This is a genomic window from Polaromonas eurypsychrophila (assembly GCF_014641715.1).
Lineage (GTDB): Bacteria > Pseudomonadota > Gammaproteobacteria > Burkholderiales > Burkholderiaceae_C > Polaromonas > Polaromonas eurypsychrophila.
On sequence record NZ_BMIG01000001.1, the window covers coordinates 135,530 to 159,364 of the forward strand.

The following is a 23,835-nucleotide window of genomic DNA, read 5'->3' on the forward strand; positions in this document are numbered from 1 at the left end:
TCAAGAAAAAACCATCATGCAAATTCCCGCTCCCTGCCTTGACCAGTTGTTTCTCAAGGCGCGCACCGCCAACGGCTTTGACGGCCGGCCGGTGCCGACCGCCTTGTTGCAGCAGGTCTACGAACTGGCCAGCATGGGCCCGACCTCGATGAACACGCAGCCCGCGCGTTTTGTTTTTCTGCTCACCCCGGAATCGCGAGCGCGCCTGCTGCCGGCCTTGAGCCCCGGCAACCTCGACAAGACGCGTGAGGCGCCGGTCACGGTCATCGTCGCCAATGACACCAGGTTCTACGAACACATGCCGCAGGTCTGGCACAAGCCGGGCGCGAAGGAAAATTTCGAGGGCAACCCGGGCCTGGCACAAGGCACGGCGACCCGCAACGGCACCTTGGGCGGCGCCTGGTTCATCATGGCCGCGCGCGCGCTGGGGCTGGACTGCGGACCGATGAGCGGGGTGGACCTGGCCAAGGTCAATACCGAGTTTTTTGCCGATGGCCGCCTGCAGGCCAACTTTCTGATCAACCTCGGTTATGGCGACGACAGCAAGCTGTTCGACCGCAATCCGCGGCTGTCGTTTGAACAGGCATGTTCGCTGCTTTGAACCAGCGCGGCACTCAGCCGCCCTGGCTTGCGGCCCGGCGGATGATGTCGGCGAAGTGTTTGATCATCGGCGAGCGGGTCGCGCCTTTTTGCCAGAGCATGCCGGGTGTGCGTATCGGTGTCGGGTCTTCCAGCGGCACCACCCGCAGGTCGTCGGAGGGCGAAACAGCAGTTTCGCCAATGATGCCGGCCAATTCGGTCTGGCGGATCAGCTCGATCATGGACGCGACGGAATTGAGCTGCACGACCACCAGCGGCTCCGCGCCGGCAGCCTCGAAGCAGTCGTCCAGCAACTGGCGTGTCTGGAACTGCGGATGCAGCAGCACCATGCGCACATGATGCAGTTCCACCATGCGCACGCGCCGCCGCTTCGCCAGCGGGTGCGATGTCGCCACCACCAGGCGCAGCTCCTCGTTGTACAGCGGCTCGAACCACAGGTCGGTTCCCTCGGGCCGGTAGGACACGGCCAAGTCGAGATGCCCGGACTTCAACTGGCTGACGATGGCGGCGGCCGACAGTTCTTCCACCGTTACCTGGATGCCCGGGTAGTGGTTCAAAAAAGACGACACGCAGTGCGGCACCATGCGCGTGTTGAAGCTCGGCGTGGTGCCCAGCCGGATGCTGCCGGTGAGGACTTCCACCTCGCCGCGCAGGGCCTGGATGCCGCGGTCGATCTGCTCGAGCGCGGGCGTCAGGTAGGTGCGCAGGATTTCGCCGGATTCGGTCATGCGGATCTTTTTGGCGCTGCGGTCGAACAGCTCGACGCCGAGCTCGTCCTCCATCTGCCGGATCTGGTGCGAGAGCGTGGACTGCGTGACGTGCAGGCGTTCGGCCGCGCGTGTGAAGTTCAGGGTTTCGGCGATGGCGTCGAAGTAACGGACATGGCGAAGTTCCATAAAAAACCCCCGAATTCAATCATTGATCGCATCGATCATAACGGTGCAAATTAATCACTTCCGTGGCATTGCATGACATCCTAGACTCGCGGGGCTTTCTCATGCCAGGCCCTCAGGGCCAACGATGAATAAAAGGAGACAAGACATGGCACAACTAGAAGCACAGGACCTCGCGCAAGCGGTGGTGGACCGCATGGCGGACTGCGCCGACCCGCGGTTCAAGCAGGTGATGACGTCGCTGGTGAAACATGCGCATGCCTTTGTGCAGGACGTGCAGCTCACGCCGCAGGAATGGATGACCGCCATCCAGTTTCTGACCGCCACCGGCAAGATGTGCGACGAAAAACGCCAGGAGTTCATCCTGCTGTCCGACACCCTCGGCATTTCCATGCTGGTGGTCGCGATTGAGCAGGCCAAGGGCGCGGCCGCACACAAGGCGCGCAGCGGTGTCGATTCGCCGACCGAAGCCACGGTGCAGGGCCCGTTTTACTGGGAAGGCGCGCCCGAACTCGAACTCGGTGCCGACATCGGCGCGGGTAATTCGGGCGAGCCCTGTTATTACCACGGCCGCGTCACCGACCTGGCCGGCAAACCGCTGGCCCGCTGTGCGGTGGACGTGTGGTCGGGCGACGGCGAAGGTTTTTACGACATGCAAAAAGGCGAGGATGCCGGCATGGCGCTGCGTGCGCGCTTTTACACGGACGCGGACGGCAACTACCGCTTCTGGTCCATCAAACCCTCTTTTTATCCGGTGCCGGCCGACGGCCCGGTGGGTGGCATGTTGCACCGCATGGGCCGGCATCCGAACCGGCCCGGCCACATGCACATGATGCTGAGCGCGCCCGGCCATGAGCGGCTGACCACCCACATTTTTGTGTCCGACAGCCCTTACATCGATTCCGACGCCGTGTTCGGCGTGCGCAACAGCCTGATCGTGGATTTCGATGCACACCCGGCCGGCAAGGCGCCGGACGGCCGCACCCTGGACACACCCTTCCACAGCGCGAAGTACGACTTCCGGCTGGTGGCCAGCGCCTGAAATCCCTCGCGCATCCTTTTTGACTGGAGAACTTCTTTGAAAATCGGCAAGGCCACCGTGCCCCGCTCCGCCATCTGCACCTCGAACGAAAACACCATTGTGGTTCGCGGCGCCGACCTCGCGCACGAACTGATCGGACAGATCAACTTCGGCGACTACTTCTTCCTGCTGGTCACCGGCCGCCGCGCCGATGCCGCAACCAGCGCCGTGCTCAATGCCACGCTGGTGGCCATTGCCGAACACGGCCTGGTGCCCAGCGTGCAGGCCGCGCGCATGACGCTGGCTGCCGCACCCGATGCGATGCAGGGCGCGGTGGCCGCCGGCATCCTGGGCTCCGGCTCGGTGATCCTCGGTGCGTCGGAGAGCGCCGGCCGCCTGTTCCTGGCGGTGGAACAGGAAGCGGCGAAACACCAGGGCGACATCACCGCAGCTGCACGCGCGGTGGTCGCTGACCTGCGTGCCCGCAAGCAACCGATTGCCGGTTACGGCCACCCGGAGCACAAGACGCTGGACCCGCGTGTCGGCAAGCTGTTCGAGGTGTCGGCCAAAGCCGGCGGTGGTCAGCGTTATGTGGAGATTGCGCGCGCCATCGAGGCGGTGATCCCCGAGGTCGTGGGCAAGGCGCTCCGGCTCAATGTCTCGGGTGCGATTCCGGCCGTGCTGCTGGGCGTGGACTTCCCGGTCAATGCGCTCAAGGGTGTGCCCATGCTGGCGCGCACGGCCAGCCTGATCGCCCACCTCAATGAGGAACTCACCGACCCCATCGGCTTTGCGCTGTCCTACCAGGCCACGCGCGAGCAGGAATACACCGGCGACATGCCGGTGGAGCGTCAGGTATGAGCCAGGTTCTCGCGGGTGTGCGGGTGGTCGAGCACGGCACCTTCATCACCGGGCCGGCCGCGTCCATGCTGCTGGCCGACCTGGGCGCCGATGTCGTCAAGGTCGAGCTGCCGGGCACGGGCGATCCCTTCCGGGCTTTCAAGGGCGGCCTCTACAGCCCGCACTTCCAGACCTACAACCGCAACAAGCGCAGCATCACGCTGAACACCAAGCGCGCCGAGGACCTGGCGCAGTTCGACGCGCTGATCCGGGACGCCGATGTTTACATCCAGAACTTCAGGCCCGGCGTGGCCGAACAGATAGGCGCCGGCGAGGAGCGCCTGCGCAAGCTCAACCCGCGGCTGGTTTATTGCGCCATCAGCGGTTTCGGTGCCACCGGCCCTTCGGCGCAACGGCCGGCCTACGACACCGTCGCCCAGGCGGTCAGCGGATTTCTCGGCCTGCTGGTGAACCCCAAGGATCCGCGCGTGCTGGGCCCAGCCATGGCGGATTCGCTGACCGGCTTTTACGCGGCCTACGGCATTCTCGGGGCGTTGCATGAACGCCATACCACCGGCGTGGGCCGCAAGGTCGAGGTCTCGATGTTCGAGGCCATGACCCACTTCAACATTGACGCCTTCCAGCACCTGTTTTCCGAGAACGAAATCATGGGCCCGTTCAGCCGGCCCAGCGTGTCGCAGTCCTACGTGATGAAATGTTCGGACGACAAATGGCTTGCCCTGCACATGTCTTCGCCACCGAAGTTCTGGCAGGGCCTGGCCGCGGCGATGGAACGGCCGGACATTTTTGAGGATGAACGTTTTGCCACACGCGAGGCGCGCATCGCGCAACAGGAAGACATGATTGCCGTGCTGGGCCCCATCTTCGCCGGGCGTGACCGTGCCGAGTGGTGCCGCCGCCTGGAGGCGCAGGACGTGCCGCACGCACCCATGTACACCACGGCCGAGGTGCCAGAGGACCCGCAGGCCCGGCACCTGCAGCTTTTTGTCGAAGCCCCTCACCCGGTAGCCGGCACCTACCGCACCGTGCGTTCGCCGGTCTCCTTCGATGGCCAGCGCTCACTCGAGATCACCGCGCCACCGCTGCTGGGCGCGCACAACGCAGAACTTCGGAACGGCTGGGCCCCCCGCCCCGCCAAACCGCATCAGGAAACAACATCATGAAACACCTTTCTTTTGGTTCAGGCCAGGTGCTGGCGCGCCGCACCGTGCTGGCGGCCCTGGTTTCTGCCGCCCTTGGCCTGGCGCCGGCGGCCGTGTTGGCCCAGGACTACCCGTCGCGGCCGGTCAAACTCGTCGTGCCTTTCGGCGCGGGCACAACCACCGACATCATCAGCCGCATCTTTGCCGAGGCGCTGTCCAGGCCGCTGGGCCAGAGTCTCATTGTCGAGAACCGCGCGGGTGCGGGCGGCAATATCGGCTCGGATCTGGTGGCCAAGTCCACGCCCGACGGTTACACCATCCTCATGGGCACGGTGGGCACCCACGCCATCAATCCGGGCCTGTACAAGCGCATGCCCTACGACGCCATCAAGGACTTTACGCCGATTGCTTATGCGGGTTATACGCCGACGCTGCTGGTCGTCGCGGCCAATTCATCTCTCAAGGCGCTGAAGGATTTGCAGGCGCAGGCCGCGAAGCCCGGTGGCGTGAGTTTTGCCTCCGCCGGCAACGGCACCTCCGGCCACCTGGCTGGCGAACTGCTGAAGGCGAGGCTGGGCGGCGAGATGGTGCATGTGCCCTACAAGGAAGGCGGGCTCGCCATGTCCGACGTCATGAGTGGACAGGTGCAGTTCATGTTTTACCACCCGGCCGCCGTGATGCCGCACATCCAGTCCGGCAAGCTGCGCGCCCTGGGCGTGTCCAGCGTGCGGCGCAGCATCGCAGCGCCCGATGTGCCGTCGATCACCGAGCAGGGCTTTGGGGAATTCGACCTGGTTCCGTGGTTCATGCTGTATGCGCCTGCCGGCACGCCCGCGCCGGTGCTGGCGAAGCTCCGCGCTGCGGCCGCGCAGGTGCTCGCCACGCCCGAACTCAAAACCAGGCTGGCCGCCCAGGGACTGGAGATGCGCGACTTCAAGCCCGAGGAACTGAGTGCCTTCAACCGCAGCGAGATCAGCAAGTGGTCTGAACTCGTCAAGCGCTCTGGCGCGCAGATCGACTGAGAGACAAGTTTTCCGCGACCTACCTATAAATCAACTGGAGACAAATCATGAAATTCCTGAAAGCACTGTTAAGCACGGCTGCCGCAAGCGCGGCACTTCTGGCTGGTTTGCCGGCTTCGGCGCAAGCGCCCGCGCCCCTGCGCATCGGCAGCACGCTGGCGCTGACCGGCCCGCTCGCCACCACGGCGCTGACGCACAAGCTGGTCGGCGAAATTTATGTGGAGCAGCTCAATGCCAAGGGCGGCCTGCTGGGCCGCAAGGTGGAGTGGATCGTCAAGGACGACCAGTCCAAACCGGAGCTGGCCCGTACGTTGTACGAGCAGCTGGTGACTTCGGACAAGGTGGACCTGCTGATGGGTCCCTACGCGACCGGGGCGATTCTCTCTGCCATGGGTGTGGCCCAGCGTTACAACAAGGTGCTGGTGCACCACACTTTCGGCATTCCCTCGCTGTCCAAGTACGACATGGCCTTTCCGGCCTGGTCGCTGGGCTCTGATCCCGGCACCACGGTGCCGAACTCGGTGTTCGACGCGCTGGCCGCATCCCCCAAGCCGCCCAAGACCGTGGCCTTCGTGACCAGCAAGTTCCCGTCCATCCACTTCATGTCGCTGGGCGCGCGCGAGGTCGCGAAAAAGCGCGGCCTGCAGGAAGTGCTGTTTCTCGAATGGGATTTCGGCAACCGCGATTTCGGACCGATTGCCGCGCGTGTCAAGGACGCCAAGCCGGACCTGGTCTGGATTGGTGACATCGGCCTGGAGGGCAACATGCTGCTCGACGCGATGAAAAAAATTGACTACGTGCCGCCGCTGCACTTCCACACCTATCCCGCGCCTGGCCCCATGACCAAATCGCCCGACGGAAAAAACGCACTGTCGCTAACCATCTTCGAGGAGCATGCGCCCTTCACCGCCAATCCGGTAGCGGCCGAATTTGTCAAACTCTTCAACGAACGTGCCACCAAGGCCAACCTGCCTGACACCTCGGTCGAAGTGCAGGCCGCAGCGTCCTACTCGGCCTGGCAGATCCTGGAAGCCGGCGTGCGTGGCGCCAACAGTTTTGACGACAAGGCGATTGCCGCCTTTCTGCGCAAGAACCGTGTGGACACCATCCACGGCCGTCTGCGTTTCGACGGCCCCGGCAACTACGGCGACGACCTGATGAAGATCAAGCAGGTGCAAAACGGCAAGTGGGTGGTGGTCCATCCGGCGCAGTTCGCCCCTGGCGGCGCCAAGCTGCAAGTCAACTGACAGCGCGAGCCGCTCATGAGTTTCCCGAGTTTCAACCTGCTCGCCCAGTCCATCCTCTCGGGGATATTCATCGGCGGCCTCTACGGCCTGATCGGTCTCGGGCTGGGCCTGACCTGGGGCATGCTGCGCCAAATCAACCTGGCTCACTTCGGCCTGGTGTTCCTGGCGGCCTACATGAGTTACCACATGGCCACGGTCTGGCATGTGGACCCGCTGCTGACCCTGCTGATCCTGCCGCCGCTGTTTTTCATGTTCGGTGTCGGCATGCAGTGGGTGCTGTCGCGTTTTGCGATCTCACCGTTCAATTCGCTGCTGGTCACCTTCGGCATCACCGTCGTGATCGAAAGCGTGATCCAGGCGATCTGGACCGCGGACTTTCGCCGGCTCGAGACGCATTACAACGACCAGAAATTCACCGTCGGCTCGCTCTACATTCCGGTGCCGGAACTGGTGACCCTGGTGATTGCGGTGAGTCTGTCGCTGCTGATCTGGGCGGCCATGCGCTACACCGACCTCGGCAAGGCCTTGCGCGCCATGGCCGAGGATGGGCCGATTGCTTCGGCCTTCGGCATCAACCAGAAAGGCATGTCGCTGATGCTGGCGGGCATTTGCGCGGCGCTGGCGGCTGTCGCCGGTATTTGCCTGGCGCTGACCTTCACTCTGACACCTTCGCAGATTTTTGCCTGGGTCGGCGTGGTTTTCGCCGCGGTCATGCTGGGCGGCCTGGGCAGCGCGCTGGGACCGCTGGTGGCCGGCATCATCATCGGCGTGAGCGAGGCCATTACCATGGCCGTGGCCGCACCCTCGTGGGCACCCATCGTGAGCTTCTCGTTGCTGATCGTGATGCTGCTGTTTCGTCCCGGAAAGCTGTAGTCATGAACAAAACCGTTATCGGCATCCTCGGTTCGGGGGCGCTACTGGCCAGCGTGCCCTGGCTGGGCCTGCCGGCCTTTTACGAATCCTTCTTGTACCTGCTGTGCCACTGGATGATCCTGGCCCTGTCCTGGAACATCCTGTCGGGCTACTCCGGTTATTTTTCCTTCGGCCATGGCGCATTTTTCGGCATCGGCATGTACACCTCGGCCGGGCTGTCGGCCAATCTCAACTGGCCCTTTCTCTGGACCTTGCCGGCGGCCGCCCTGATGGCGGCCCTGCTGGGCATGGCCCTCGGCGCGGTGGTGTTCCGCGTCAAGTCGGTGCGCGGCGAACTGTTTGCGCTGCTGACGCTGGCCATCACCTTTGTCGTCGGCACCATCGTGCTGAACACGCGCATCGACGGCGGGCCCGGCATCTACCTCAACGCGGTTGCGATTCCGGCTATCGGCCCGACGGCGTCCTCCTCGATCTACCTGATGGCGCTGATCGGTGCGGTCGCCACCCTGCTGATTTCTTACCGCATCCATGTATCGCGGCTGGGCCTGGGGCTGTTCGCCATCCACGACGACGAGGACGTGGCCGAGGTCATGGGCGTGCCGACCTTTCGCTACAAGCTGCTGGCTTTCGGCATCTCCTGCGCGCTGGCCGGCCTGGCCGGCGGCATCCACGCGCTGTTTGTCTCCTACGTCACGGCCGGTGAAACCTTCACCATCGTGGTGCCGCTGACCGTGGTGCTCATGAGTGTGCTGGGCGGCACGCGGCACTGGGCCGGCCCGGCGGTGGGCGCGGTGGCGATCACCTGCCTGATGTATTTCTTCACGGCGGGCAACAACCCGATTGCCGGCAAGGCGGCGGTGGGCGTGATTCTGGTGCTGGTGATCCTGTTCATGCCCAACGGCATCCTCGGTTATTTTCTCAAACGCACGGCAGGCAGACGTTCGGTGCCGCCGGCGCCGAGCGCCGTCGCCCCCGAGGCCGCAGCGCCGGTGTCCACTGGCAAGGTGCTGCTGGACGTGCGTGAACTGTCGAAGGCGTTTCGCGGCGTGCAGGCGCTCGATGGCGTGACGCTGCAGGTTTTTGAAGGTGAAATCCTCGGCCTGCTGGGCCCCAACGGTTCGGGCAAATCCACCTTCATCAATGTGGTCAGCGGGCATTTCCCGGCCACCGGCGGACAAATGTTTTTTGAAGGTCGACAACTGGCCGGCCTGGAGGCACACAGCATTGCGCAGGCCGGCATTGCGCGAACCTACCAGATCCCGCGGCCCTTCGCGCACCTGTCGGTGCTCCAGAACGTGTCGCTGGTGGCGATGTTCGGCGGCGCTGCGCTCAATCATGAGCAGGCCACGGCGGAAGCCTGGAAGTGGCTGGCCTTCACCGGCCTGCAGGACAAGGCCGATGCCTTGCCCGACGATTTGAACCTGCACCAGCGCAAGTTTCTTGAACTTACGCGCGCGCTGGCCTCACGCCCGCGCCTGGTGCTACTCGACGAGGTGCTGTCGGGCCTGACGCCGGGCGAGATCAACGAGGCGATCACGCTGATCCGCAAGATCCGCGACCGCGGCGCGACCATCGTGTTTGTTGAACATGTGATGCGCGCGGTGATGGCGCTGGCCGATCGTGTGGCGGTGCTGAATCACGGCAAGCTGATTGCCGTCGGCCCGGCGCAGGAAGTCATGAAAAACGCCGACGTGGTCAGCGCCTACCTGGGGACACCCCATGCTTGAAGTCAACAACATCCTGGTCAACTACGGCGCAGCGCCGGCGCTGTGGGGCGTGACGCTCACCGTCCAGCCCGGTGAACTGGTGTGTGTGGTCGGCCCCAACGGTGCCGGCAAGACCACGCTGATCAATGCGATTGCCGGCATGCACCGCGTGCGCGAAGGCAGCCTGTATTTCAACGGCAAGGACATCACGCAACTGGCCAGCCACCGCTTCTGCGACGAAGGCATCGCCATCGTTCCGGAAGGCCGGCGGCTGTTCACCCAGATGACGGTGCTGGACAACCTCGAACTCGGCAGCTTCATCCGCAAGGCCAAAGTCCACCGCAAGGCCTCGCTCGAACAGGTGCTGTCGCTGTTTCCGGCGCTCAAAGTCAAGTTGGGCAGCCCGGCCGGCGCGCTGTCGGGCGGCCAGCAGCAGATGGTGGCCATAGGCCGTGCGCTGATGGCGCAGCCCAAGCTGCTACTGCTCGACGAACCGTCGCTGGGGCTGGCGCCGGCCATCGTGCTGGACATGTTCCGCGCGATCCGGCAGATCAATGCACAGGGCACCTCGGTGCTGCTGGTCGAACAGAACGTGGCCATGGCCATGGAAATCGCCAGCCGTGCCTATGTGATGGAAGAGGGCCGCATCGTCGCCGAAGGGCGCGCCAGCGAGTTGCTGACGCGTCCGGAAATTCAGAAGGCCTATCTCGGGCTGGAAACCCACGAGTGACGCCCTGTGTTCCCAGTGTCTGTTTGTTAACAAAACGATAGCTGTTTGAGCTTATTTGACAAGGGCGCATGGCCGATATGAGGCTTGAACATCAGCCTGGCGGTGTGGCAACGCCGCGCAGGCCCGATAATCGGCGGCTTCTGTCCTGCGGCTGCTGTTGCAAGCCCGCCTTTCCGGCGGGCTGTTCTTTTTTCTGAGCTGCCCGTGACCTTTCCCCTCATCACCGACCCTTTTTTCTACGCTCTCGCGATCCCCGCCGTCCTCCTGATGGGCATCAGCAAAAGCGGCTTTGGCGCCGGCTTTGGCTCGCTGGCTGTGCCGATGATGGCGCTGGCCGTGACGGTGCCGCAGGCGGCGGCCATTTTGATGCCCATCCTGCTGCTGATCGACATCCTGGGCATGGCCGCCTTCCGCAAGGATTTCGACATGCGGCTGGTGAAGTTCCTGCTGCCCTTCGGCCTGCTGGGTACATTGGTCGGCACGCTGCTTTTCAGCATCATGCAAGCCAACATCGTGGCCGGCATCGTCGGCGCCGTCACGCTGTTGTTCCTGGCGCAGCGGCTCGCGTTCCCACCCAAACCCGACAGCCCGCCGCCGCCGCGCTGGCTCGGCGCACTGCTTGGGGTGACGTCGGGCTTCACCAGTTTTATCTCCCACGCCGGCGGGCCGCCCCTCAGCGCCTATGTGATCCCCCTGAGGCTGGCGCCGGTGACCTTTACTGCCACCATGGCGTTTTTCTTTTTTGTCATCAACCTGTCCAAGTGGATCCCGTATGCCTGGCTGGGCCTGCTGGACATGCGCAACATGGCGACCTCGGTGGTGCTGTTGCCGCTGGCGCCGCTCGGGGTGTGGGTCGGTGTGCGTCTGGCCCGCCGCATTGATCCGGTGTTGTTCTACCGGATTCTTTACTTCGGCATGTTCCTCACCGGCGTCAAACTGCTCTGGGATGGTTTTCGCTAGTCAGCCTTGCGCCTGACAACTTTGCGGCAAACCCGGTAAAAACCTCACAGCGGACCTGCCTGCTTTTGGGTGAATCGCGCATGAAAACAAATGCTTTAATGTTGATGCCCGAAACGGGTCGCGCTGCTGTTTTCTTCATTGGCGGCAGTGTTGCTTAGGCGTCGGGAACCAGCACCATGGTCCTGACCGGTGAAACCGAATGGACTTGTCTGCAGACGCAACACAGCTTTGCGCCCTGCCGCGCCAGGTGCCGGTGTTCCGGCCGATGCGGAAGCGACGCGCCTGGCTGCGTCCGATGCGCTGCCTGCTGACGCATCAACGATACCGACAACGCAACAGACCCCGACGCCCGTGCCCGTGCCCGTGCCTGTTGCGCAGGCGTTTGTTGCAACACGGGCAGCGGCTTTGCCGCCAACGCCATCATTAACGCCGGTACCGACTTCGGCTCCGCGACCTCCTTCACCTTCCCCTGCGCCAACCGCGACACCCTCCGCCGCTTCCAAAATGCCGGTGTACGCTGCCGCCGGTGTCGCTGTCCTGGTGCTTGCCAGCCTGGCTTTCAAGTTTTTATCGGACCCGCCCGCGACGGGTAGCGACGCTGAGCAGACCGCTCCTGCCGCAAGCGTCGCAGCGGACGACAGCCCGGCGCCGCTGCCGACCGTGTCAGCGCTGGCGGCAGGTGCACCTTCCGGCGGCGCGTCTTCAGCGGCAGCAGTCACGCCTGCCCCAAAGCGGGCAGCGGTCAAGCCCCCTGTTGAAAAGGCCGTTTGGCCCGCCCTGCGGTGGTCAGTCCCGTGACCGTGGAAACCTCCCCGGTCTTGCCGCTTGAGCAGTCGGCTGCGGCACAGGGCGGGCCCACCCATCCCAAACAGGCCTGTGAAAACCGTGTCCTGCTGGGCTTCCAGAGTTGCATGAACGAGCAGTGCGCCAGGCAGCGCTTCCAAAATCACCCGACTTGCGTGGAGCGCCGCGAACAGGACAAGCAGCGCCAGGAGATCCGGGACGGGCGTCAGTGAGCCGCCGCGCCTGATCGGGGCTGTTTCAGCGCTATCAAAAATGAAGCTGCTGAAACCCGCCAGATAAGGGCTCGAACTGGATTTGATTGATATTTTTGGGTTTGGAGAGGATGCCGGCCTGGCGCGGGCGCTCTGGACCATCCGGGCCTCTGGTTGGCTGACGGCGCGGCTGCCGTTACCATAGTGATCAAACATCGGGAGTTATTCATGCCTGTGGTTGTGATTGCCAATCCGAAAGGCGGCGTCGGTAAAACGACGCTGGCCACCAATGTTGCCGGTTATTTCGCCAGCCAGGGCCATGCGGTCATGCTTGGCGATGCCGACCGCCAGCAGTCGTCACGGCTCTGGCTCGGCTTGCGTCCCCCGGCCGCGCGGCCGATCACCACTTGGGATGTCAGTGCCGACATGATTGTCAAGCCGCCCAAGGGCACGACCCATGTGGTGCTGGACACCCCGGGCGGGCTTCACGGCTGGCGCTTCAATGATGTGATCAAGCTGGCCGACAAAATCATCGTGCCTTTGCAGCCCAGCGTGTTTGACATTTTTGCCACCCGAACCTTTCTGGACCAGTTGGCTGAACACCGCAATGCCGGCAAGATGCAAGTCGGCATTGTCGGCATGCGAGTTGATTCGCGCACCATCGCTGCCGACAAGCTGCGCAGCTTTGTCGACGGTCTGGGTCTGCCGGTGCTCGGTTATGTGCGTGACACGCAGAACTACATCCACCTGGCGGCGCGCGGCCTGACGCTGTTCGATGTGGCGCCCAGCCGGGTGGAAAAAGACCTGGAGCAATGGGCCCGCATCTGCCGCTGGCTGGACCAGTAGGCGCACAGCGCTGATGTCGCTGGCTGGACAAGCCCGCCCTCAGGCGGGCGTTACAGTCGGCGCATGAAAACCTTCCAGACTCTTTCCGAACTGGCGGCTTGTGTTGGCCAGGAAGTCGCTGTCAGCGACTGGCTCACGGTCACCCAAGCCCAGGTCAACCTGTTTGCCGACGCCACCGGCGACCACCAGTGGATCCATGTGGACCCTGAAAAAGCAAAAGCCGGGCCTTTCGGCGCGCCGATCGCGCACGGCTTTCTGACCTTGTCACTGCTGCCGAAATTTTTCGAGTCTGCATTCGAGATCGTGCAAAGCCGCATGGGCGTGAACTACGGACTCAACAAGGTGCGCTTCACCGCGCCGGTGCCGGTGGGCAGCCGTCTGCGCGCACGCATGAAGTTGCTGAGCTGCGAAAGCATCGCCGACAACGGTGTGCAGATGGCCTGGGAGGTGACCGTCGAGCGCGAGGGCGCGGCCAAGCCGGTTTGCATCGCCGAATCGCTGGTCAGGCGCTATGTCTGACTCTCGCTGACGGACTCCGGTATCGGCGTTAACTGATTTGAGGGCACCCAGCCGTCAAACGCGTCAAGCAAATTGTTGGTTCGCCGGGCCGCTTCAGCCTGGTTATGTACCCGCGCGATACATTGGTATAAATCACTGCGCAACAGCCAGAGTTCAGACGGCGTGGCGGCGACATTGATCCTGTAGATGACGCGCTGGGCACCCATGTCCTTGCAGTCCAGCAGTGCCGCATACAGTCGCTCGCGGATTTGCTCGAGCGGCAGGCGGTCCGGTGCGGCAGTCTGCCGCCGGGCAAAAAAGTTGATAACCATGATGATCGGTAGATTTGCCCGCAATCTTGTGAATTGCTGAGGGCATTGAAAATGCGCTGCAGTTGGCGGGTCGCGTCTGTCGGGCATGGGGAGCTTACGTTTATAGGGTTTACCCTTGTTTTGAGTGATTTGAGATGCCTAAAGCAAGTGTGTTCTGAAGTTTTAGAGCGCCGGAATGGTTGCAGCCCATCGGAGCCGTCAAATTGCCATGGTTTTGTTGTTGCTACCCATAAAAAAACCCGCCGGGGTCAGACCCGGGCGGGTTGTGTCGCGCGCCGCGCTACTTTGTAGCAGCGCGGCCCCGTCCGATCAGGCGCGGCCAGGCGCCGAGTCGAAACGCTGATGGGTCTGGACCGCCTCTGCCCGCACATCAGTGCGGGTGCGCTCGCCGGCTGCAGGGGTGGCAACAAGCATGGTGCCGCCGTCCACCTGGTTGCTGGCAGTCACCGGGCCTTTTTGGACCTTGGCGGCTTCTGCACGAACTTCGGCACGCGTCAGGCTACTGACAAAGTTGCTTTTCTGTTCTGGCGCGTTGTCAGCACCAGCGGCGAAAGCATTGACGGAAGCCAGGCTGGCAACGGCGATCAGGGCGGAAGTGAAAAATTTCGTGTTCATGGTGAAAATCCTAGAAAAAGTTATTGAGATATTGCGGTTGCCTGCTGCGCAGGCCAGGGATGCTTAAGCGCGGCCGGGAGCTGGGTTGAACATCGAGCCGGTATTGCCTTGCGAAGACTGCACACGCACTGCGTTGCGGCTGCGCTCGCTGACCACCGATGCAGAAACAGACATGCCGCCGTCGACCTGGTTGCTGGCAGTCACCGGGCCTTTTTGGACCTTGGCGGCTTCTGCACGAACTTCGGCACGCGTCAGGCTGCTGACAAAGGTGCTTTTCTGTTCTGGCGCGTTGTCAGCACCAGCGGCGAAAGCATTGACAGAAGCCAGGCTGGCAACGGCGATCAGGGCGGAAGTGAAAAATTTCGTGTTCATGATGAAAATCCTTGAAAAAGTTAATGAGACATTCAGGGCATGGCGGGGAGCTTGTTCCTCGTCTGTCCATCCTCGGTGAGTCGTTAATTGGTTTCGGCTCATCGATGGAGTGAACTTTAAAACGCTTGAGATCAATTTAAAACTACTAAGTCATCAATTAACCATTTCAGTTATTGAAATAATAAAGACGTAGGAATACAATTTGTTTCATGGATAGATTGCAGTCAATGAAAGTTTTTCAGCGCGTCATCGACGAGGGGGGCTTCGCGGCGGCAGCCCGCGCACTGGACATGTCGCCAGCGGGCGTGACGCGCATGGTGGCGGCACTGGAGGATCATCTGGGGGTGCGGCTGCTGCAGCGCACTACACGCAAGCTGTCGCTTACCGACGCGGGCGAGGCCTACCTGATGCGGGTGCGCACTATTCTTTACGAGGTCGAGGACGCTGAGTCGGCGGCGGCGGCGCACACGCGCGAGCTGCAGGGCACCCTGCATGTACTGGCGACGCCGGTGCTGGCCTCGTATTTTCTGTCGCCGCGCATCGCGACCTGGCATACGCGCCATCCCAAGGTGCTGCTGGATCTGGCCATCGACCCTTTTCCACAGCCGCGCATCGAAGAGTTTGATGTCACTTTCCTTGTGGTGGACGAGGGTTTTGATGCCGATATCGTGGCCCGCCCGCTGGCGACCACCGACTGGATTGTTTGCGCGTCACCCGACTACCTCCAGCGCGCCGGCACGCCGGCCACGCCGCAAGCGCTGCGCGAGCACACCTATTTGAAGTTCCAGTGGCCGCAAAACTCTGGCCACTACGGCCGGCAGGCCCGGTTGCACCCGCTGGCTGGTGGCGACGCGGTGGAGGTGGATGTCAAGCCGGCACTGCAAACCACCAGTTTTGATGTGCTGCTGCGCGCCGCGCTGGACGGTGCGGGCATTACCTTTTTATCGCGCATGCTGGTTGCGCCGCATCTGGCGCGCGGCACCCTGGTGCAGGTGCTACCGGAGTGGATTTTCGGCCGTTTCACGATTTACGCGGCCTTGCCTACGCGCAAGTTCATGCCGGCGCGAACACGCGCTTTTCTGGACTTTCTCGCGGAATTTGCGCCGCAGACCCAGACGGTGCGTTAAGGGCGCGGGTTGGTGGGGGAGCCAAAGGCGTTTTGCCGCCACGCCTCGAACACCGTCACCGCCACGGCATTCGATAAATTGAGGCTGCGTTGTCCTTCCAGCATGGGCAGTCTCAGGCGCTGCGCGGGCGCAAAAGCTTCGCGCAGTTCCGGGGCCAGACCACGTGTTTCCGAGCCGAATACCAGCCAGTCACCGGGTGCAAACACCGCCTCATGAACCAGCCGCGTGCCGTGGGTGGTCAGTGCAAACAACCGCAGCGGATCGGGTTGTTCGGCCGCCAAAAAAGCGGCCCAGTCGGCGTGGCGGGTCAGATCGGCGTACTCGTGGTAATCCAGCCCGGCTCGCCGCATCAGTTTGTCGTCCATCGAAAAGCCCAGTGGTTCGATCAGATGCAGCCGGCAGCCGGTGTTGGCGGTCAGGCGGATCACATTGCCGGTGTTGGGGGGGATTTCTGGCTCGACCAGAACGATATTAAACATGACCCGATTGTCGCCTGTGGCGAAGGCCGGGATGAGAACGCTTTGATGCAGAGAGAGACGCCGTGAACGCCTGCCGGGCAACTGTCTTTTCAAGCGGGGCCGCGGGTCCGGCTCTGCCGGCCCGCGGCGCAGCGCCTCCTCGGGGGGCAAAGAGCGACACGCAGTGCGCGAACGTGGGGGCCCTATTCAGTCCGGGCAAAAACCACCGCACTGACTGCGGCGGCACCGGCCTCGCGCAAGGCCTGTGCTGCGGCGAACAGTGAGGCGCCGCTGGTCATCACGTCATCGACCAGCAGCACACGGTGGCCCTGGATGGCTTGCACGCGCAATGGGTCGGCAACAAACGCGCCCCTGACGTTGCGCAGTCGGGCTTCGCGCTTGAGCTGGGTTTGGGGTAGCGTGTTTCTGATGCGCAGCAACAGCCTGGCGTCGGCGCGTGCTGACGTGCCGCTCTGTTGTGCCAGCGCCTTGGCCAGTTCCCAGGCCTGGTTGAATCCGCGTGACTGCAGCCGCTGGCCTGACAGCGGCAGCGGGACCAGCCAGTCGCCCGACTGCAGGCTCTCAAGGGCCGCGCGCGCGCCAGGCACCTGTAGCAGCAGGCTGGCAAACACGGCGGCCCAGGCGGGGTCGCCGCCGAATTTGTGGCGGGCCACCAGATCCGACCACGGGTAGGCGTAAGGCATCGCTGCAAAACAGGCGTCCAGCGGCGGCGGCTGGCGCAGACAGGCCGCGCACTGCAACGAAGGTGAGCCGCGGCCGTCTGACAAATCTGCAGGCAGGACCAGTGCGCAGGTGCCGCATCGCGCCAGCGCTTGCCCAAAGCGCGCCACGCAAGGTGCGCACACGCGCCGCGCCGGCCAGCTGTGGCAGACGGCACATTGGCTGGCCAGTGCATGCAACAAGGTGGCCGGATGGGGCGGGCGCAGCAACATCGTGTCAATATACTCGGCGCTTCCTCTCCCGTTTCGTCTCCCGCTTCATTGATGCCCACCCAACGTCCCCCTACCGTCGATCCAATAGCCGCAGAGCGCTGGCAGCGGGTGGCACCGCTTGTTTCGCCCTGGCTGCATGAAGAAGTGGCCGAGCGCATGCTGGATCGGCTGCAGTGGATCAGGCTGCAACCCAAAGCCTGGATCCACTGGGGTGCGCTTCGCGGTGGCTTGCAGGGGCATCGCCAGCTTGCTGGCAGGTATCCGGATTCAGCATGTTTTGTGCTTGAAGCCCATACGCGGCAGGTGCAAGCAGCTATTAAAAGCATAGCTAAACCATGGTGGCATCCGAAGCGTTGGCTGGGGCCTGTCGTGCGTGTCGAGACGCCGCCGGCCGCGGTGAACATGCTCTGGGCCAACATGGCGCTGCACGAAGCGGCCGACCCGCAGGCGCTGCTGGGGCAGTGGCACCAATTGCTTGAAGTGGGCGGCTTCCTGATGTTTTCATGCCTGGGCCCGGACACCGTGCGCGAACTGCGTGTGCTTTATGCTGCGCTCGGCTGGCCCCCGGCGGGTCATGAGCTGACCGATATGCACGACTGGGGCGACATGCTGGTGCAAACCGGCTTTGCCGAACCGGTGATGGACATGGAGCGCATCACCCTGACTTACGAAACGCCCGAGCGCCTGCTGCAGGAACTGCGAGAACTCGGTCGCAATTTCCATCCACAGCGGTTTCCCGCCCTGCGCGGACGCGCCTGGAAAGCCCGCCTGCTCGAGGCGCTGGAGGCGCAATTGCCGCGCCAGGCCGACGGCCGGCTGGCGTTGACCTTCGAAATTATTTACGGACACGCGCTGAAAGCGCAGCCCAGAGTCAAGGTCAGCCCCATGAGCGCGGTTTCGGTCGCTGACATGCGCGCGATGTTGCAGAGCCCGCGCAACGGCTCCTGAGCAGGCGGGCGTTGCGGCCGCTGGCGGCATTGCACGGGGTAAACCCGGCTACAATCCAGTCACGAATTTTGGGTATGTTCCCACGCACCACGCGGCCGAAAGTGTTTGTTCGGCGGCAATTTTTCGAGTCTTGCCTCGTGTCGAACGTCTCCCCGACATTTCGTTTCACTGCAGCATCCGGCACAGGTGGTCAGGGGCCGCAGGCGGTTCAATGGCTGCTCAAGCGCAATTGTTCAGTGTCACCGGCACAACTGGCGTGGTTGTATGCGTCGCTGTGCGTGGTTTCGCTCGGGATTGCCGGGTTTTTCTGGTGGCAGGGCGCTACCCTGGTGATGCCTTTTGTATGGCTGGAGCTGCTGGTGGTGGGCGCGGCCTTTTCGGTGTACGCCCGCCATGCCACGGACGGCGAGCGCATTGTGCTGCAGGGCGAGCAACTGCTGGTGGAGCTGGAGAATGCCGGGCACCTGGAGCGGGCGGAGTTCAACCGGCAATGGGTGCGTGTGGAGCCTAAAAGCGGCGACGGCTCCCTGATCGAGGTTTCGGGGCAGGGCCGCTCGGTCAGGGTGGGGCGGCATGTGCGCCCTGAATTGAGGCCGGCGCTGGCTCGGGAAATCCGGCGCGCACTGCGTGGGTGTAATGGCTAACTTTATAATCAGCAGCTAATCTGTCGGTAATTGAGGCAATAAAAGTGATCACGATGAACGTACGTACAACGATAGGGCCAGGAATGAAGCACGCAGGTGAAGTTTTCAAGTCCCTGGCTCAGCAGGCCAATCGCAAGCTGGCCGCTGCGATGGCCCTGATGGCCGCTTGGCTCAGCACGGCGGCTTATGCGGTCAACGACCTGCCCGGTGGCCCGGCCGTCAACCAGCTCAATCTGCATCCCGCGGTGACCAAAATTGCCGAAGAGCAGCAGTGGCTGCACTGGTTCATGATGATCATCTGCCTAGTGATTTTCCTGGCAGTGTTCGGTGTGATGTTTTATTCGATCTGGAAGCACCGCAAGTCGGTCGGCCACAAGTCGGCCAACTTCCACGAGTCCACCACGGTCGAGATCATCTGGACCATTGTTCCGTTTGTCATCGTGATCCTGATGGCCCTGCCGGCTACCAAGGTGCTGGTAGCTTCCAAGGACACGACCAGCGCGGACCTGACCATCAAGGCCACCGGCATGCAGTGGAAGTGGGGCTATGACTACATCAAGGGCGAGGGCGAAGGCATTGGTTTTGTGTCCACCCTGGACAGCACCCACCGCGAAATATCCAACAATGGCGGCCCGAAAAAAGGCGAAGAGCTCGACAACTACCTGCTGAAAGTGGACAACCCGCTGGTGGTGCCGGTGGACCGCAAGATTCGCATCATCACCACCGCCAACGACGTGATCCACGCCTTCATGGTGCCGGCTTTCGGCATCAAGCAGGATGCGATTCCGGGCTTTGTGCGCGACACCTGGTTCCGTGCCGAAAAAATTGGTGACTACTACGGCCAGTGCGCCGAGCTGTGCGGCAAGGAACACGCGTACATGCCCATCCATGTGAAGGTGGTATCCGGCGAGGACTATGCCAAGTGGGTGAGTGTGAAGGTCAAGGAAGCTGCCGCCAAGGCCGACGATCCTTCCAAGGTCTGGGCCCTGCCCGAACTGAAGGCTCGCGGCGAAAAAGTCTACGCTGCCAATTGCGCTGCCTGCCACCAGGCCACCGGCAAAGGTGCCGGCCCGATCAAGCCGCTGGACGGCTCGGCCATCGTGCTCGACAAGAACCATGGCCCGCAAATCCAGATCCTGCTCAACGGCGCAGCTGGAGGCGCGATGCCTGCGTGGAAAACGCTCAGCGACACCGATCTTGCGGCCGTCGCCACCTACACCAAGAACAACTGGTCCAACCAGACCGGCGATATCGTGCAGCCCGCTGAATTCCAGGCCGCACGCAAGTAAGCCACTTCTCCCGATTCAGGCAGGCCTCCGGGCCAGCCGCAAAGACAAAGCTACAGGCACAAGCCACCAAAGGAAGCCAAGATGAGTGCAGTTCTCGACCATCATGATCACGCGCATGACGACCACGACCACCATGCCCCCACGGGCTGGCGGCGCTGGGTCTTTGCGACCAACCACAAAGACATCGGCACGCTGTACCTGCTGTTCAGCTTTGCCATGTTCATGGTGGGCGGTGTACTTGCGCTGGGCATCCGTGCCGAGTTGTTCCAGCCCGGCCTGCAACTGGTGAACCCCGAGCTGTTCAATCAGCTCACCACCATGCACGGCCTGATCATGGTGTTCGGCGCCATCATGCCGGCCTTCGTCGGTTTTGCGAACTGGATGATCCCGTTGCAGATCGGTGCAGCCGACATGGCTTTTGCGCGCATGAACAACTTCAGCTTCTGGCTGCTGATTCCGGCCGGCCTGATGATCGTCGGTTCCTTCTTCATGCCTGGCGGCGCGCCGGCTGCCGGCTGGACGCTGTACGCGCCGCTGACCCTGCAGATGGGTCCCTCGATGGACGCCGGCATTTTTGCCCTGCACATCCTGGGCGCCTCGTCCATCATGGGTTCGATCAACATCATCGTGACCATCCTGAACATGCGCGCGCCCGGCATGACCTTGATGAAAATGCCGATGTTCTGCTGGACCTGGCTGATCACCGCTTACCTGCTAATCGCCGTGATGCCGGTGCTGGCAGGCGCCATCACCATGACGTTGACGGACCGCCATTTCGGCACAAGCTTTTTCAACCCCGCTGGCGGCGGCGACCCGGTGATGTACCAGCACATCTTCTGGTTCTTCGGTCACCCCGAGGTTTACATCATGATCTTGCCGGCCTTCGGCATCGTCAGCCAGATCATTCCGGCCTTTGCCCGCAAGCGCCTGTTCGGCTACGCCTCCATGGTGTATGCCACTGGCTCCATCGCGATCCTGAGTTTTGTCGTATGGGCCCACCACATGTTCACCACCGGCATGCCGGTGACCGGCCAGCTGTTCTTCATGTATTCGACCATGCTGATTGCGGTGCCTACCGGCGTGAAGATCTTTAACTGGATCGCGACCATGTGGAAGGGCTCGATGACCTTCGAGACGCCGATGTTGTTTGCGGTCGGTTTCATCTTCGTATTCACCATGGGCGGCTTCACCGGCCTGATCCTGGCCGTGGCCCCTATTGACATTCAGCTGCAGGACACCTACTACGTGGTGGCCCACTTCCATTACGTGCTGGTGGCCGGCTCGCTGTACGCGCTGTTCGCCGGTTATTACTACTGGGCGCCGAAGTGGACTGGCGTGATGTACAACGAAAAACGCGGCAAGATCCATTTCTGGTGGTCGCTGATTTCCTTCAACGTCACCTTCTTCCCGATGCACTTCCTGGGCCTGGCCGGCATGCCGCGCCGTTACGCCGACTACCCGATGCAGTTCGCCGACTTCAACGCGATCGCCAGCGTCGGTGCCTTCTTCTTCGGTTTTGCGCAGGTCTACTTCTTCTTGTTTATCGTTCTGCCGACGATGCGCGGCAAGGGCGAGAAAGCACCGCAGCGTCCATGGAATGATCCTGACGGCGCCGGCGCCGAAGGCCTGGAGTGGGAAGTTCCGTCGCCCGCACCTTTCCACACCTTCGAAACGCCGCCCCGCCTGGACGCTACCGCGACCAAGGTGATCGGTTAATCGTCTGCCGAACAGAAGCACAACGCGTCATGACATCTGAACAGAAAAAAAGCAACCTGCGGCTGGGCCTGACCCTGGCCTCGATTGCGGTCGTGTTTTTTCTCGGCTTCATGGCCAAGCTTGTGTTTTTCGGCCGGGGTTGAAGCATGGGCCTGAAGCGCGAAAATTTCCGGATGGTGGGCAAGCTGGGCGTGATCGTGCTCGGCATGTTCTGCTTCGGTTATGCGCTGGTGCCAATCTACAGGGCGATTTGCGAAATGACGGGCATCAATGTGCTGGCGCTCGGCGACCGGCAGATTCCCGGCGCCACGCCCAAAACGTCGCCCAACACCCAGATCGACACCAGCCGCAGCATCACGGTCGAGTTTGACGCCAATGCGCGCGGCCCCTGGATGTTCAAGCCGGCGGTGACGTCGATTCAGGTGCATCCGGGCGAACTGGCCACGGTCATGTACGAGTTCCAGAATGTCCAGAACCGTACCATGTCGGCTCAGGCCATTCCGAGTTACGCGCCCATGCAGGCCGGCTCGCATTTCAACAAGCTCGAGTGTTTCTGCTTCAGCCAGTACACGCTGGCGCCGGGCGAGAAAAAACAGTGGCCGGTGGCTTTTGTGATTGATCCCAAGCTGTCCAAAGACGTGACGACGATCACGCTGTCCTATACATTTTTCGAGGTCGGTGGCAAAACGCCGCCGGCGCCAGTCGCGGCGGCTTCCGTGCGGGAGCCGGGCGCGTGAGCACCCGCCCCCCCGCGCAACGCAAGGGATCGATCTGGCGCACCATCCAGGCGGTCAGTTGGTCGTTTGTTGGCCTGCGCGCGCGCGGTGACTATGAGAAAGACGTGGAGCAGCTCAACCCGGTGCATATCGTCATCGTGGGTCTGGTGGGCGTGCTGGTGTTTGTTGGTAGCCTGATTCTTCTGGCTACCTGGGTGGTCGGCAAGTAGCCGCAGGGCGCGCCACGTCGTTGATCGAATAATGAATTCAAGAATTTAGCGAAACAGGAGTTGGAAATGTCTTCAGCAGCACATACAGGCACACCGTATTATTTTGTCCCGGCGCCTTCGGCCTACCCGGTGATGACGGCTGTTGGCCTGTTTTTCGTCGTTCTGGGCGCAGGCCAGTGGATCAACGGATCCGGCTGGGGCGCGTACTCGCTGGCCTTTGGCATGGTCTGGTGGCTTACCGTGCTGTTCTTCTGGTTCCGCGCCGCAGCGCGTGAAAGCGAAGGCGGCCTTTACGGCCACAAGATCGACCTGTCCTACCGCTGGAGCATGAGCTGGTTCATCTTCTCGGAAGTGATGTTTTTCGGCGCTTTCTTCACGGCCCTGTGGTGGGCGCGTTCCCACTCGCTGCCGGCGCTGGGCAGCCTGGAAAACGCGCTGCTCTGGCCTGATTTCAAGGCCGTCTGGCCCAGTTCCGCGGTCGGCGCGACCGGTTCGCCCGCCGACATCATCGAACCTTTTTCGACCATGGGTCCGTTCTGGCTGCCGACCATCAATACCGCCTTGCTGTTGACATCGGGCGTGACACTGACGATTGCCCACCACGCGCTGCGTGAAAACCACCGTGGCAAGACCATCGCCTGGATGTGGGCCACCGTGTTGCTGGGCATTATCTTCCTGTGTGTGCAGGGCTACGAATATTTTCATGCCTACAGCGATCTCAACCTGAAACTGACGTCCGGCGCCTACGGCTCGACCTTCTTCATGCTGACCGGTTTTCACGGCTTCCATGTGTTTGTCGGCATGCTGATGCTGCTGTTCATCACCCTGCGCCTGCAAAGCGGCCACTTCACTGCGGACCGCCACTTCGGTTTTGAGGGCGCGGCCTGGTACTGGCACTTTGTGGATGTGGTGTGGCTGGGCCTGTACATCCTTGTGTACTGGATGTGACGGTTACTGCGAGTTCGTGATCCGTCGTTGCGGGGCCCGTCCGGAAATCCTCATGGACCTCAAGTCCACTCCGGTTCCCGGCCACCCGCGCCT

General features: G+C 62.5%; 28 protein-coding genes. 21 read left to right on the top strand and 7 right to left on the bottom strand.

Annotated elements, in window-relative coordinates; all coding sequences use genetic code 11:
• Window positions 1-16 precede the first annotated feature (16 nt).
• A complete protein-coding gene (locus IEX16_RS00640; RefSeq protein WP_188705567.1) occupies window positions 17-601 on the top strand; it encodes a malonic semialdehyde reductase in 585 nt (194 codons plus the stop codon).
• Window positions 602-614: 13 nt separating this feature from the next.
• On the opposite strand, the gene IEX16_RS00645 is transcribed toward IEX16_RS00640, so the two are convergent.
• A complete protein-coding gene (locus IEX16_RS00645; RefSeq protein ID WP_188705569.1) occupies window positions 615-1,496 on the bottom strand; it encodes a LysR substrate-binding domain-containing protein in 882 nt (293 codons plus the stop codon).
• A 145-nt stretch (window positions 1,497-1,641) separates the two neighbouring features.
• On the opposite strand from IEX16_RS00645, the gene IEX16_RS00650 reads away from it, so the two are divergent.
• The 9 genes from IEX16_RS00650 (at window position 1,642) to IEX16_RS00690 (ending at window position 11,055) form a co-directional block, all read left to right on the top strand.
• Window positions 1,642-2,535 (top strand): dioxygenase family protein, encoded by an 894-nt coding sequence (locus tag IEX16_RS00650; protein WP_188705571.1) that lies wholly within the window; start codon window positions 1,642-1,644, stop codon window positions 2,533-2,535.
• Window positions 2,536-2,571: 36 nt separating this feature from the next.
• Window positions 2,572-3,375 carry a citryl-CoA lyase gene (locus IEX16_RS00655; protein ID WP_188705573.1) on the top strand — a complete coding sequence of 268 codons (804 nt, stop codon included), beginning with the start codon at window positions 2,572-2,574 and terminating at the stop codon, window positions 3,373-3,375.
• A complete protein-coding gene (locus IEX16_RS00660) occupies window positions 3,372-4,538 on the top strand; it encodes a CaiB/BaiF CoA transferase family protein (RefSeq protein WP_188705575.1) in 1,167 nt (388 codons plus the stop codon). The genes IEX16_RS00655 and IEX16_RS00660 overlap by 4 nt, the downstream gene beginning before the upstream one ends.
• Window positions 4,535-5,539: a Bug family tripartite tricarboxylate transporter substrate binding protein gene (locus tag IEX16_RS00665; RefSeq protein WP_188705577.1), complete on the top strand. Its 1,005-nt coding sequence runs from the start codon at window positions 4,535-4,537 to the stop codon at window positions 5,537-5,539. The genes IEX16_RS00660 and IEX16_RS00665 overlap by 4 nt, the downstream gene beginning before the upstream one ends.
• A gap of 47 nt (window positions 5,540-5,586) precedes the next feature.
• Window positions 5,587-6,786, top strand: a complete 1,200-nt coding sequence (locus tag IEX16_RS00670) for an amino acid ABC transporter substrate-binding protein (protein WP_188705579.1) — start codon at window positions 5,587-5,589, stop codon at window positions 6,784-6,786.
• 15 nt (window positions 6,787-6,801) lie between these two features.
• A complete protein-coding gene (locus IEX16_RS00675) occupies window positions 6,802-7,659 on the top strand; it encodes a branched-chain amino acid ABC transporter permease (RefSeq protein ID WP_188705581.1) in 858 nt (285 codons plus the stop codon).
• A 2-nt stretch (window positions 7,660-7,661) separates the two neighbouring features.
• Window positions 7,662-9,386, top strand: a complete 1,725-nt coding sequence (locus IEX16_RS00680) for a branched-chain amino acid ABC transporter ATP-binding protein/permease (RefSeq protein ID WP_188705583.1) — start codon at window positions 7,662-7,664, stop codon at window positions 9,384-9,386.
• Window positions 9,379-10,095 (top strand): ABC transporter ATP-binding protein, encoded by a 717-nt coding sequence (locus tag IEX16_RS00685; protein WP_188705584.1) that lies wholly within the window; start codon window positions 9,379-9,381, stop codon window positions 10,093-10,095. The genes IEX16_RS00680 and IEX16_RS00685 overlap by 8 nt, the downstream gene beginning before the upstream one ends.
• 204 nt (window positions 10,096-10,299) lie before the next feature.
• Window positions 10,300-11,055 carry a sulfite exporter TauE/SafE family protein gene (locus IEX16_RS00690; protein ID WP_188705587.1) on the top strand — a complete coding sequence of 252 codons (756 nt, stop codon included), beginning with the start codon at window positions 10,300-10,302 and terminating at the stop codon, window positions 11,053-11,055.
• A 95-nt stretch (window positions 11,056-11,150) separates the two neighbouring features.
• Here IEX16_RS00690 and IEX16_RS00695 read toward each other — a convergent pair whose 3' ends face one another.
• Window positions 11,151-12,266 (bottom strand): hypothetical protein, encoded by a 1,116-nt coding sequence (locus IEX16_RS00695; protein ID WP_188705589.1) that lies wholly within the window; start codon window positions 12,264-12,266, stop codon window positions 11,151-11,153.
• A 12-nt stretch (window positions 12,267-12,278) separates the two neighbouring features.
• Between IEX16_RS00695 and IEX16_RS00700 the strand changes: the two genes are divergently transcribed.
• The gene (locus tag IEX16_RS00700) at window positions 12,279-12,896 is read left to right on the top strand and encodes a nucleotide-binding protein (protein ID WP_188705590.1); all 618 of its coding nucleotides are present in this window, start codon (window positions 12,279-12,281) and stop codon (window positions 12,894-12,896) included.
• A gap of 63 nt (window positions 12,897-12,959) precedes the next feature.
• Window positions 12,960-13,415, top strand: a complete 456-nt coding sequence (locus tag IEX16_RS00705; RefSeq protein WP_188705592.1) for a MaoC family dehydratase — start codon at window positions 12,960-12,962, stop codon at window positions 13,413-13,415.
• Here the strand turns inward: IEX16_RS00705 and IEX16_RS00710 are convergent.
• The 3 genes from IEX16_RS00710 to IEX16_RS00720 all read right to left on the bottom strand — a co-directional run bounded on the left by IEX16_RS00710 (window position 13,406) and on the right by IEX16_RS00720 (window position 14,713).
• The gene (locus tag IEX16_RS00710; protein WP_188705594.1) at window positions 13,406-13,813 is read right to left on the bottom strand and encodes a hypothetical protein; all 408 of its coding nucleotides are present in this window, start codon (window positions 13,811-13,813) and stop codon (window positions 13,406-13,408) included. The two genes, IEX16_RS00705 and IEX16_RS00710, sit on opposite strands and share 10 nt — an antisense overlap.
• A 222-nt stretch (window positions 13,814-14,035) precedes the next feature.
• Window positions 14,036-14,341, bottom strand: coding sequence for a DUF4148 domain-containing protein (locus tag IEX16_RS00715; protein WP_188705596.1), 306 nt, complete (start codon window positions 14,339-14,341; stop codon window positions 14,036-14,038).
• Between the two features lie 63 nt (window positions 14,342-14,404).
• Window positions 14,405-14,713, bottom strand: a complete 309-nt coding sequence (locus tag IEX16_RS00720) for a DUF4148 domain-containing protein (RefSeq protein ID WP_188705598.1) — start codon at window positions 14,711-14,713, stop codon at window positions 14,405-14,407.
• Between the two features lie 227 nt (window positions 14,714-14,940).
• Here IEX16_RS00720 and IEX16_RS00725 point away from each other — a divergent pair, with 227 nt between their 5' ends.
• Window positions 14,941-15,840 carry a LysR family transcriptional regulator gene (locus IEX16_RS00725; RefSeq protein WP_308421313.1) on the top strand — a complete coding sequence of 300 codons (900 nt, stop codon included), beginning with the start codon at window positions 14,941-14,943 and terminating at the stop codon, window positions 15,838-15,840.
• On the opposite strand, the gene trmL is transcribed toward IEX16_RS00725, so the two are convergent.
• Window positions 15,837-16,319, bottom strand: a complete 483-nt coding sequence (gene trmL, locus IEX16_RS00730) for a tRNA (uridine(34)/cytosine(34)/5-carboxymethylaminomethyluridine(34)-2'-O)-methyltransferase TrmL (RefSeq protein ID WP_188705602.1) — start codon at window positions 16,317-16,319, stop codon at window positions 15,837-15,839. The genes IEX16_RS00725 and trmL overlap by 4 nt on opposite strands.
• Window positions 16,320-16,501: 182 nt before the next feature.
• On the bottom strand, window positions 16,502-17,251 hold the full coding sequence (locus IEX16_RS00735; protein WP_188705604.1) for a ComF family protein: 750 nt from the start codon (window positions 17,249-17,251) through the stop codon (window positions 16,502-16,504).
• A gap of 51 nt (window positions 17,252-17,302) precedes the next feature.
• On the opposite strand from IEX16_RS00735, the gene IEX16_RS00740 reads away from it, so the two are divergent.
• From IEX16_RS00740 to IEX16_RS00770, 8 genes are all read left to right on the top strand, one after another.
• Window positions 17,303-18,199 carry a methyltransferase domain-containing protein gene (locus IEX16_RS00740; protein WP_188705606.1) on the top strand — a complete coding sequence of 299 codons (897 nt, stop codon included), beginning with the start codon at window positions 17,303-17,305 and terminating at the stop codon, window positions 18,197-18,199.
• A 137-nt stretch (window positions 18,200-18,336) separates the two neighbouring features.
• A complete protein-coding gene (locus tag IEX16_RS00745; RefSeq protein ID WP_373288252.1) occupies window positions 18,337-18,843 on the top strand; it encodes a DUF2244 domain-containing protein in 507 nt (168 codons plus the stop codon).
• 149 nt (window positions 18,844-18,992) lie between these two features.
• Window positions 18,993-20,132 carry a cytochrome c oxidase subunit II gene (coxB, locus tag IEX16_RS00750; RefSeq protein ID WP_229676127.1) on the top strand — a complete coding sequence of 380 codons (1,140 nt, stop codon included), beginning with the start codon at window positions 18,993-18,995 and terminating at the stop codon, window positions 20,130-20,132.
• A gap of 81 nt (window positions 20,133-20,213) precedes the next feature.
• Window positions 20,214-21,848 carry a cytochrome c oxidase subunit I gene (gene ctaD, locus IEX16_RS00755; protein ID WP_188705610.1) on the top strand — a complete coding sequence of 545 codons (1,635 nt, stop codon included), beginning with the start codon at window positions 20,214-20,216 and terminating at the stop codon, window positions 21,846-21,848.
• A gap of 29 nt (window positions 21,849-21,877) precedes the next feature.
• A complete protein-coding gene (locus tag IEX16_RS19835; protein ID WP_229676095.1) occupies window positions 21,878-21,991 on the top strand; it encodes a cytochrome oxidase small assembly protein in 114 nt (37 codons plus the stop codon).
• Between the two features lie 3 nt (window positions 21,992-21,994).
• Window positions 21,995-22,585: a cytochrome c oxidase assembly protein gene (locus IEX16_RS00760; RefSeq protein ID WP_188705613.1), complete on the top strand. Its 591-nt coding sequence runs from the start codon at window positions 21,995-21,997 to the stop codon at window positions 22,583-22,585.
• Window positions 22,582-22,794 (top strand): DUF2970 domain-containing protein, encoded by a 213-nt coding sequence (locus IEX16_RS00765; protein WP_188705615.1) that lies wholly within the window; start codon window positions 22,582-22,584, stop codon window positions 22,792-22,794. Before IEX16_RS00760 ends, IEX16_RS00765 begins: the two co-directional genes overlap by 4 nt.
• Before the next feature lie 66 nt (window positions 22,795-22,860).
• The gene (locus IEX16_RS00770; protein WP_188705616.1) at window positions 22,861-23,742 is read left to right on the top strand and encodes a cytochrome c oxidase subunit 3; all 882 of its coding nucleotides are present in this window, start codon (window positions 22,861-22,863) and stop codon (window positions 23,740-23,742) included.
• Window positions 23,743-23,835: the final 93 nt, after the last annotated feature.

Excerpts from the sequence above, each read along its gene's own strand:
- IEX16_RS00640 (WP_188705567.1), top strand. The coding sequence starts at position 17 with ATGCAAATTCCCGCTCCCTGCCTTGACCAGTTGTTTCTCAAGGCGCGC.
- IEX16_RS00645 (WP_188705569.1), bottom strand. The coding sequence starts at position 1,496 with ATGGAACTTCGCCATGTCCGTTACTTCGACGCCATCGCCGAAACCCTG.
- IEX16_RS00650 (WP_188705571.1), top strand. The coding sequence starts at position 1,642 with ATGGCACAACTAGAAGCACAGGACCTCGCGCAAGCGGTGGTGGACCGC.
- IEX16_RS00660 (WP_188705575.1), top strand. The coding sequence starts at position 3,372 with ATGAGCCAGGTTCTCGCGGGTGTGCGGGTGGTCGAGCACGGCACCTTC.
- IEX16_RS00665 (WP_188705577.1), top strand. The coding sequence starts at position 4,535 with ATGAAACACCTTTCTTTTGGTTCAGGCCAGGTGCTGGCGCGCCGCACC.
- IEX16_RS00670 (WP_188705579.1), top strand. The coding sequence starts at position 5,587 with ATGAAATTCCTGAAAGCACTGTTAAGCACGGCTGCCGCAAGCGCGGCA.
- IEX16_RS00675 (WP_188705581.1), top strand. The coding sequence starts at position 6,802 with ATGAGTTTCCCGAGTTTCAACCTGCTCGCCCAGTCCATCCTCTCGGGG.
- IEX16_RS00680 (WP_188705583.1), top strand. The coding sequence starts at position 7,662 with ATGAACAAAACCGTTATCGGCATCCTCGGTTCGGGGGCGCTACTGGCC.
- IEX16_RS00685 (WP_188705584.1), top strand. The coding sequence starts at position 9,379 with ATGCTTGAAGTCAACAACATCCTGGTCAACTACGGCGCAGCGCCGGCG.
- IEX16_RS00695 (WP_188705589.1), bottom strand. The coding sequence starts at position 12,266 with ATGTTTGATCACTATGGTAACGGCAGCCGCGCCGTCAGCCAACCAGAG.
- IEX16_RS00700 (WP_188705590.1), top strand. The coding sequence starts at position 12,279 with ATGCCTGTGGTTGTGATTGCCAATCCGAAAGGCGGCGTCGGTAAAACG.
- IEX16_RS00705 (WP_188705592.1), top strand. The coding sequence starts at position 12,960 with ATGAAAACCTTCCAGACTCTTTCCGAACTGGCGGCTTGTGTTGGCCAG.
- IEX16_RS00710 (WP_188705594.1), bottom strand. The coding sequence starts at position 13,813 with ATGCCCGACAGACGCGACCCGCCAACTGCAGCGCATTTTCAATGCCCT.
- IEX16_RS00715 (WP_188705596.1), bottom strand. The coding sequence starts at position 14,341 with ATGAACACGAAATTTTTCACTTCCGCCCTGATCGCCGTTGCCAGCCTG.
- IEX16_RS00720 (WP_188705598.1), bottom strand. The coding sequence starts at position 14,713 with ATGAACACGAAATTTTTCACTTCCGCCCTGATCGCCGTTGCCAGCCTG.
- IEX16_RS00725 (WP_308421313.1), top strand. The coding sequence starts at position 14,941 with ATGAAAGTTTTTCAGCGCGTCATCGACGAGGGGGGCTTCGCGGCGGCA.
- trmL (WP_188705602.1), bottom strand. The coding sequence starts at position 16,319 with ATGTTTAATATCGTTCTGGTCGAGCCAGAAATCCCCCCCAACACCGGC.
- IEX16_RS00735 (WP_188705604.1), bottom strand. The coding sequence starts at position 17,251 with ATGTTGCTGCGCCCGCCCCATCCGGCCACCTTGTTGCATGCACTGGCC.
- IEX16_RS00740 (WP_188705606.1), top strand. The coding sequence starts at position 17,303 with ATGCCCACCCAACGTCCCCCTACCGTCGATCCAATAGCCGCAGAGCGC.
- coxB (WP_229676127.1), top strand. The coding sequence starts at position 18,993 with ATGGCCCTGATGGCCGCTTGGCTCAGCACGGCGGCTTATGCGGTCAAC.
- ctaD (WP_188705610.1), top strand. The coding sequence starts at position 20,214 with ATGAGTGCAGTTCTCGACCATCATGATCACGCGCATGACGACCACGAC.
- IEX16_RS19835 (WP_229676095.1), top strand. The coding sequence starts at position 21,878 with ATGACATCTGAACAGAAAAAAAGCAACCTGCGGCTGGGCCTGACCCTG.
- IEX16_RS00760 (WP_188705613.1), top strand. The coding sequence starts at position 21,995 with ATGGGCCTGAAGCGCGAAAATTTCCGGATGGTGGGCAAGCTGGGCGTG.
- IEX16_RS00770 (WP_188705616.1), top strand. The coding sequence starts at position 22,861 with ATGTCTTCAGCAGCACATACAGGCACACCGTATTATTTTGTCCCGGCG.